Source organism: Enterobacter sichuanensis, assembly GCF_002939185.1.
In the GTDB taxonomy this organism is placed as follows: domain Bacteria; phylum Pseudomonadota; class Gammaproteobacteria; order Enterobacterales; family Enterobacteriaceae; genus Enterobacter; species Enterobacter sichuanensis.
In genome coordinates this window covers 1-8,019 of the sequence record NZ_POVL01000090.1, presented here as the reverse complement: position 1 = coordinate 8,019, position 8,019 = coordinate 1, and the positions used below count along the sequence as shown (strand labels likewise).

General features: G+C 54.2%; 6 protein-coding genes and 3 tRNA genes. 1 reads left to right on the top strand and 8 read right to left on the bottom strand.

Features of this window, described 5'->3' with window-relative positions; genetic code table 11:
- Positions 1-3 precede the first annotated feature (3 nt).
- The 3 genes from C5687_RS23010 to C5687_RS23000 form a co-directional block, all read right to left on the bottom strand.
- A tRNA-Gly gene (locus C5687_RS23010) sits at positions 4-78 on the bottom strand.
- A gap of 117 nt (positions 79-195) precedes the next feature.
- Positions 196-280 (bottom strand) — tRNA-Tyr (locus tag C5687_RS23005).
- Between the two features lie 8 nt (positions 281-288).
- A tRNA-Thr gene (locus tag C5687_RS23000) sits at positions 289-364 on the bottom strand.
- Positions 365-682: 318 nt separating this feature from the next.
- Here C5687_RS23000 and coaA point away from each other — a divergent pair.
- Positions 683-1,633, top strand: a complete 951-nt coding sequence (gene coaA, locus C5687_RS22995) for a type I pantothenate kinase (RefSeq protein ID WP_025759195.1) — start codon at positions 683-685, stop codon at positions 1,631-1,633.
- Between the two features lie 45 nt (positions 1,634-1,678).
- Here the strand turns inward: coaA and dppF are convergent, their stop codons facing one another.
- From dppF to dppA, 5 genes are all read right to left on the bottom strand, one after another.
- Entirely contained in the window at positions 1,679-2,692 is a 1,014-nt protein-coding gene (gene dppF, locus C5687_RS22990; protein ID WP_025759194.1) for a dipeptide ABC transporter ATP-binding subunit DppF, read from the bottom strand.
- Entirely contained in the window at positions 2,689-3,672 is a 984-nt protein-coding gene (gene dppD / locus C5687_RS22985; protein WP_008502772.1) for a dipeptide ABC transporter ATP-binding protein, read from the bottom strand. Before dppD ends, dppF begins: the two co-directional genes overlap by 4 nt.
- A gap of 10 nt (positions 3,673-3,682) precedes the next feature.
- Positions 3,683-4,585 carry a dipeptide ABC transporter permease DppC gene (gene dppC / locus C5687_RS22980; protein WP_025759191.1) on the bottom strand — a complete coding sequence of 301 codons (903 nt, stop codon included), beginning with the start codon at positions 4,583-4,585 and terminating at the stop codon, positions 3,683-3,685.
- A 9-nt stretch (positions 4,586-4,594) separates the two neighbouring features.
- A complete protein-coding gene (gene dppB / locus C5687_RS22975; protein WP_104558083.1) occupies positions 4,595-5,614 on the bottom strand; it encodes a dipeptide ABC transporter permease DppB in 1,020 nt (339 codons plus the stop codon).
- Between the two features lie 177 nt (positions 5,615-5,791).
- Positions 5,792-7,399, bottom strand: coding sequence for a dipeptide ABC transporter periplasmic-binding protein DppA (dppA, locus tag C5687_RS22965; protein WP_025759189.1), 1,608 nt, complete (start codon positions 7,397-7,399; stop codon positions 5,792-5,794).
- Between the last annotated feature and the right edge of the window lie 620 nt (positions 7,400-8,019).

Genomic DNA, 8,019 nt, shown 5'->3' with positions numbered 1-8,019 from the left:
TATTGGAGCGGGCAGCGGGAATCGAACCCGCATCATCAGCTTGGAAGGCTGAGGTAATAGCCATTATACGATGCCCGCATCCTGAAACTCGGCTACCCAGTTCTTTCTGTAACAAAAAAAGAGATTTCTCTCTTTTTCAGTTCGAGCTGATTCAGCTTTTAAACCAGCTCCGGCGGCATTTACGCTGCCAGAAAGTGGTGGTGGGGGAAGGATTCGAACCTTCGAAGTCTGTGACGGCAGATTTACAGTCTGCTCCCTTTGGCCGCTCGGGAACCCCACCGGACTTGATGGTGCCGACTACCGGAATCGAACTGGTGACCTACTGATTACAAGTCAGTTGCTCTACCTACTGAGCTAAGTCGGCATCAAGTAGCGCGCATTCTATGGATACCTGCGCGGTCATGCAACTAAAAATTTGCATAAAACGTTCTTTCGCTCACATTTTATGCGAACAGCGCATTGAGCGCTGTAAAAGTAGTCATTCACGGTCAAATATTCAACATATCAGTGTGATTTGCACCGTATACACCGTAGCGTGACGGCTTCCGCGTTACGCAGCGCTTTCCATCTTTTTTCTTATTATTCCTGTCATCTGGTGTTAACCTCCTGCCCATTGTCCAAAATTAACTGTGTGATGAGCCACGATCCGGCAGTTGTGATGCTGGCTCACTGAAGCATGCTTATGAGCAAAAAAGAGCAAACGTTAATGACGCCTTACCTTCACTTTAACCGCAGTCAGTGGGCTGCCCTGCGTGATTCCGTCCCTATGACGCTGACGGAAGGTGAAATCGCACGGTTAAAAGGGATAAACGAAGATCTGTCCCTGGAAGAGGTGGCAGAAATTTATCTCCCCCTCTCTCGCTTGCTTAACTTCTATATCAGCTCCAACCTGCGTCGTCAGGCGGTGCTGGAGCAGTTCCTTGGAACCAACGGTCAACGCATTCCTTATATCATCAGTATTGCCGGCAGCGTGGCCGTGGGTAAAAGCACCACCGCACGTGTCCTGCAGGCGCTGTTGAGCCGCTGGCCCGAGCACCGCAGCGTAGAGTTGATCACCACCGACGGTTTCCTGCATCCGAACGAAGTATTAAAAGAACGCGGGCTGATGAAGAAGAAAGGCTTCCCGCTCTCTTATGATATGCACCGCCTGGTGAAATTTGTCTCCGATCTGAAATCTGGCGTGCCTCACGTGACGGCGCCAGTCTATTCACACCTGATCTACGATCGCATCCCGGGTGGGGATAAAACTGTGGTCCAGCCGGATATCCTGATTCTGGAAGGTCTGAACGTGCTGCAAAGTGGCATGGATTATCCTCACGATCCGCATCATGTCTTTGTCTCTGATTTCGTCGATTTCTCTATTTATGTCGATGCGCCGGAAGACCTTCTGCAAAACTGGTACATCAACCGCTTCCTGAAGTTCCGTGAAGGGGCGTTCACTGACCCGGACTCCTATTTCCACCACTATGCTCAGCTATCTGAAGAAGAAGCGATCAATGTGGCCACGGGGCTGTGGAAAGAGATCAACTACGTGAACCTCAAAGAGAACATCCTGCCCACACGCGAGCGTGCGAGCCTGATCCTCACCAAGAGCGAGAAGCACGCCGTTGACCAGATTCGCTTGCGGAAGTAATCACGCAGACATAAAAAAACCGGCTAAGCGCCGGTTTTTTTTATTTTATGCGTGTGGCTTCTCGCCATTTTCATCCTGATCGACCGCGAAGCAGGCAACCAGCTGACCACCATAGTCCTTCAGCTGCGGCTGTAGTTGGGTGCAAGGGCCAAAGCGACGGCTGCAGCGGGCGTTGAATGCGCATCCCGGAGGTGGATTCAGCGGGCTTGGCAGTTCACCCGTCAGCTTAATGCGCTCACGACGATCGTCCGGGTTCAGACGCGGCGTCGCAGACAACAGCGCCTGGGTATACGGGTGACGAGGATTATTAAAGATCTGGTCTTTGGTCCCCTTCTCCACGCAGCGTCCCAGATACATCACCATCACTTCATCAGCGATATGCTCCACTACCGACAGGTCGTGGGAGATAAAGACATAAGAGAGCCCCAGCTCCTGCTGAAGATCCATCATCAGGTTTAGCACCTGCGCGCGGACAGAAACATCGAGCGCTGAAACCGGTTCATCGGCAATCACCACGTCCGGATCGAGCATCAGCCCCCGCGCGATCGCGATACGCTGACGCTGCCCGCCGGAGAACATATGCGGATAGCGATCATAATGCTCGGTTTTGAGGCCGACCTTCGCCATCATCGCCAGCGCTTTTTCACGGCGCTGCTCTTTGCTCAGATTGCTGTTAATCAATAGAGGCTCTTCCAGAATCTGCCCTACTTTTTTACGCGGGTTCAACGAACCGTACGGGTTCTGAAACACAATCTGGATTTTCTGGCGACGCAGCTTCTGCGCCTGCGGGTCATGCTTGAGCAGATCCTGCCCCTGATAATAGAGCTCGCCGCCGGTCGGCACTTCAATCATCGTCAGCAGGCGGCCCAGCGTGGATTTACCACAGCCAGACTCCCCCACCACCGCCAGCGTTTTACCGCGTTCGAGGTTAAAGGAGACGCCGTCCAGCGCTTTCACCAGGCGCTCAGGGGCAAACAGTCCCTTCTTCACCGGGTAGTATTTTTTCAGATCGATGGCCTGCAACAGCGGCTGTTGCGTGGTGGCCTGTGGCGTACTCATAGTGTTGGCCTCCCGGCATCATCGAGTGGGTAGTGGCATTTTGACTGACGACCGTCAGCAAGCTGGTTCAGCTCTGGCTCTTCTGCCCGACATTTGTCTGTCGCATACGGGCAGCGCGGATTAAGCAGACAACCCTGCGGACGGTCATATTTACCCGGTACCACGCCCGGCAGCGACGCCAGGCGCGCTTTGTCCTGGGCAAACTCCGGCAGCGCGCGTAAAAGCGCCTGGGTATACGGGTGACGCGGCGCGCGGAAAATATCGTGCGAATTTCCGGTCTCGACCACCTGGCCGGCATACATCACGATGATCTTATGCGCCGCTTCGGCCACCAGCGCCAGGTCGTGCGTAATCAGCACCAGCGCCATATTCTCTTTCTGCTGCAGCTCCAGCAGCAGCTCGATGATTTGCGCCTGAATGGTTACATCCAGCGCCGTCGTCGGCTCATCCGCAATCAGCAGTTTTGGTCGACAGGCAATCGCCATCGCGATCATTACGCGCTGGCTCATCCCTCCGGAGAGCTGATGCGGGTAAACGTCCAGACGGGATGCCGGGTCAGGGATCCCGACCTGGTTCAACAGATCGATTGCACGCTGGCGACGGGTTTTCTTATTCCCGCCCTGATGCACCTTGATCGCCTCCATAATCTGGAAGCCCACGGTGTAGCACGGGTTCAGGCTAGTCATCGGGTCCTGGAAAATCATCGCCACTTCCGCGCCCACCAGCTGGCGGCGCTGTTTCTCGGAAATGCGCTTCAGATCCTGACCGTTGAACTGCAGGTTTTCCGCCATCACGCGGCCCGGATAATCAATCAGCCCCATGATCGCCAGTGAGCTTACTGACTTACCGGAACCGGACTCCCCGACAATACCTACCACTTCGCCCTGATTAACGCTGTAGCTGATGCGGTCCACGGCGCGAAACGGGGTGCCTTCATCGCCGAAGTGCACCGATAATTTATCTACATTTAATAACGCCATCTCGTGCCTCTTACTGCTTCAGTTTGGGATCAAGTGCATCACGCAGGCCATCACCCATCAGGTTAAATGCCAGCACCGTCAGCAGGATTGCCAGACCCGGGAAGGTGACAACCCACCAGGCGCTTTGTGCGAACTGCAACACGTCGGAGAGCATGGTGCCCCACTCCGGTGTTGGCGGCTGCGCACCCATGCCCAGGAAGCCAAGAGCGGCCATATCAAGAATGGCGTTAGAGAAACCGAGCGACGCCTGAACAATCAGCGGCGCAAGGCAGTTAGGGAAGATATTGACGAACATCTGACGCATCGCACCCGCACCCGCCACGCGAGACGCGGTGACGTAGTCGCGATTCACTTCCACCAGCACTGCCGCACGGGTTAAACGTACGTAGTGAGGGAGTGCCACGAAGGTCAGCGCCAGCGCGGCGTTACCGATCGACGGGCCAAATATCGCCACCAGCACCAGGGCCAACAGCAGACTAGGCAGCGCCAGCATGATGTCGACAATACGCATGATGATGTTATCAACGATACCGCCGAAATAACCCGCAACCAGGCCGAGGATGATCCCCATAATCAGGGACAGCACCACCACCAGGCAGCCGACCAGCAGCGACAGTCGCGCACCATACATCAGACGCGACAACACATCGCGGCCCACGTCATCGGTACCTAACAGGTGCGCCAGGCTACCACCATCCTGCCATGCCGGTGGTGCAAGCAGCGCATCACGGAACTGGTCCGCCGGGTTATACGGTGCCAGCACATTCGCAAACACCGCAATGAGGATCATGATAGAGACATACACCAGCCCCACCACCGCGCCTTTGTTGCGCTTGAAGTAGTGCCAGAATTCCTGCAGCGGCGTCATTGGAACCGGTGCAGCAACCACTTTATTTTCAGAAACGTGTGACATGATGGCCCCTTACTTCTTATGACGAATACGCGGGTTCACCACGCCGTACAGCAAATCGACCAGCAGGTTGACGAGGATAATCATCGTCGCGACCAGCAGTACACCGCCCTGCACAACCGGATAGTCACGGCGTTGCAGCGCATCAATCAGCCAGCGGCCCAGACCCGGCCAGGAGAAGATAGTTTCGGTCAGGATCGCCCCCGCCAGCAGTGTCCCCACCTGCAGCCCGATAACGGTTACCACCGGCAGCATGGCATTACGCAGCGCATGGACGATGATGACGCGCATACGCGTCAGGCCCTTGGCGCGCGCGGTGCGGATATAATCCTCACCCAGCACTTCCAGCATGGACGAACGGGTCATACGCACGATGACCGCCAGAGGAATGGTGCCCAGCACCATGGCAGGCAGGATCATATGCGCAACGGCATCAATGAAATTGCCCTCTTCACCCCAGATAGCCGTATCAATCAGCATAAAGCCAGTGAGCGGGTTGGAGTCATCCAGGAAGACCATGTCGCTGACGCGCCCGGAGACCGGCGTCAGGTTAAGCTGAACCGAGACCAGCATGATCAGCATCATGCCCCACCAGAAGATAGGCATGGAGTAGCCGGTCAGCGCCAGGCCCACGGCAGTATGGTCAAAAATGGAGCCACGTTTAATGGCAGCCAGTACCCCAACCGGAATACCCACCGCAGTGGCAAAAATCATGGCGCAGACGCCAAGCTCCAGTGTCGCTTTAAAACGCGGCACGAACTCGTCCCACACCGGAAGACGGCTTTTCAGCGAAATCCCTAAGTCGCCGTGCATGACGCCCCAAATATAATGGAGGTACTGCTGCCACATCGGCTTATCGAGGCCGAGTTCAGCCAGCAGCTGTGCATGGCGTTCAGGGGAAATACCACGCTCGCCCGCCATAATCATTACCGGGTCGCCGGGGATCATATGGACGAAGGCAAAAGTGAGAAGGGTGATACCGATAAACGTGGGGATAACAAGTCCCAGACGTCGGAGGATGAACTGCAACATAACCCGGATTCTCTCTGATGACGCACGACCAGTGGCGTGGCGTCTGTATTGCTCACAAATCTTATCCCCTCTCCTTTCAGAGAGGGAATAAAGCACTGCTGCCGGGTGGCGCTACGCTTACCCGGCCTACATACCGTAGGCCAGTGCAAGCGCAGCGTCGCCTGGCGTGGCTTTTAATTATTCAACAGAAACGTTTTCGAAGTGGTGTTTGCCCAGTGGATCAACCACGTAGCCTTTCACTTCTTTGCGCACTGGCTCGTACACGGTGGAGTGAGCAACAATCAGCGCCGGAGCCTGATCGTGCATGACAACCTGCGCCTGCTTGTACAGTTCAATACGTTTGTTGTGATCGTCGGTCGCACGCGCCGGCTGGATCAGGTCTTCAAACGGCTTGTAGCACCAGCGAGAGTAGTTAGAACCATCTTTTGCCGCCGCGCAGCTGAACAGGGTAGCGAAGAAGTTGTCCGGATCCCCATTGTCACCGGTCCAGCCCATCATTACCGCCTGGTGCTCGCCCGCTTTGGCGCGCTTCAGATACTCGCCCCACTCGTAGGTCACAATCTTGGCCTGAACGCCAATTTTCGCCCAGTCAGCCTGAACCATTTCTGCCATACGGCGTGCGTTCGGGTTGTACGGACGCTGCACCGGCATCGCCCACAGCTCAACGGTAAAGCCTTTATCCTGGCCTGCTTCTTTCAGCAGCGCTTTCGCTTTCTCAGGATCGTAGGTGTAGTCTTTAACGTCATCGTTATAGCCCCACATGGTCGGTGGGATCAGGTTTTTGGCAGCAACGCCAGCGCCCTGGTAAACCGCTTTGATGATCGCTTCTTTGTTCACCGCGTAAGTCAGCGCCTGACGCACTTTTACGTCATCGAACGGTTTCTTCTCGGTGTTGAAAGAGAGGTAGCCTACGTTCAGACCCGCCTGCTCCAGCAGGTTGATGTTCTTATCCTGCTTCATGCGAGCAATATCTGCCGGGTTCGGGTATGGCATCACCTGGCATTCGTTTTTCTGCAGTTTTGCATAACGCACTGACGCATCAGGCGTGATAGAGAAGACCAGACGGTCGATCTTCGGCTTGGTTCCCCAGTAGCCTTCGAACGCTTTGTAGAGAATACGGGAGTCTTTCTGGTACTGCAGCAGCTGGAATGGACCGGTACCGATTGGGTTCAGGTCGACTTTCTCCGGCGTACCGGCTTTCAGCATATTGTCCGCGTACTCTTTAGACAGAATAGAGGCGAAGTCCATGGCCAGGTCCGCCAGGAATGGCGCTTCCGGACGCGTCAGCACGAACTGAACGGTATTATCGTCCACTTTTTTCACTTCGGCGATCAGGTCCGGCAGACCCATCCCTTCGAAGTATTCATAGCTGCCGCCAGAGACTTTGTGGTACGGGTTCTGGGCGTTTTTCTGACGGTCGAAGGAGAACACAACGTCGTCGGCGTTAAAGTCACGCGTTGGTTTGAATTCTTTGCTGTCCTGCCACTTCACGCCCTTGCGCAGGTGGAAGGTATAGGTTTTACCGTCTTCGCTGACGTCCCACTTCTCCGCCAGCCCCGGGATCACTTCCGTAGTACCGGTTTTGAATTCAACCAGACGGTTATAGATTGGTACAGAGCTTGCGTCGTATGTCGTACCAGAGGTAAAGAGCTGTGGGTTAAAGCCTTCCGGCGAGCCTTCAGAACAGTAAACCAGGGTTTTTGCCTGTACGCTTGCTGCCACGGTCATAGCCACCAGGCTCAGACCAAGCTTCAGCATCCCTGACTTCTTCAAGGAAATACTCATTATTCTGCTCCAATGTGATGTTTTGCTTTGTTGTGTTACGCCGCCAGACCTTTATTTATTTTTTACCCGGTCCGGTCGGTGATGCCCGAAGGCGTTAAAGGGATGGAGAATCCTTTCAGAAGAGCGTTTGAGTTGCAGCGCAGATCGTCCCTGAAATGCCCCTCATGCCCTACAATCTGTCAACAGAATGTGAAAACGTCAATACAGGTGACGGGGATTTACGCTGAGTGTGAGAAACCGCAAACAAAGATTAAAAAAACTATGCATGCCAGTTTTCAGCAGGGAAATTTATGCTACTAGCCATCTTGCAGCACAACTATCTTCATATTGCGCAACAATCAGTGATTAACTTTTATTCAGAATGGGTAAATTTTCTTGCAGAATGGTGATTATCTGAGCACTAAATACCGCGAACGTTAAAACGCACAGCGAAAAATGCTGAGGTTATCCATAAGCAACGCGAAAAAAGATCAATCTATATATAAAAAAATACAATGGATTATGTCACAAAATCGTTAACAGGCAGGGTGAAGCGAGGCTAAGGGGCATTTTGGCCATTCTGGCGGGCTAAGATCATAATGCAAAAAGGGCTAACCTTGCGGTTAGCCCTTTTCAGAATG

Excerpts from the sequence above, each read along its gene's own strand:
- dppF (WP_025759194.1), bottom strand. The coding sequence starts at position 2,692 with ATGAGTACGCCACAGGCCACCACGCAACAGCCGCTGTTGCAGGCCATC.
- dppA (WP_025759189.1), bottom strand. The coding sequence starts at position 7,399 with ATGAGTATTTCCTTGAAGAAGTCAGGGATGCTGAAGCTTGGTCTGAGC.
- dppB (WP_104558083.1), bottom strand. The coding sequence starts at position 5,614 with ATGTTGCAGTTCATCCTCCGACGTCTGGGACTTGTTATCCCCACGTTT.
- coaA (WP_025759195.1), top strand. The coding sequence starts at position 683 with ATGAGCAAAAAAGAGCAAACGTTAATGACGCCTTACCTTCACTTTAAC.
- dppC (WP_025759191.1), bottom strand. The coding sequence starts at position 4,585 with ATGTCACACGTTTCTGAAAATAAAGTGGTTGCTGCACCGGTTCCAATG.
- dppD (WP_008502772.1), bottom strand. The coding sequence starts at position 3,672 with ATGGCGTTATTAAATGTAGATAAATTATCGGTGCACTTCGGCGATGAA.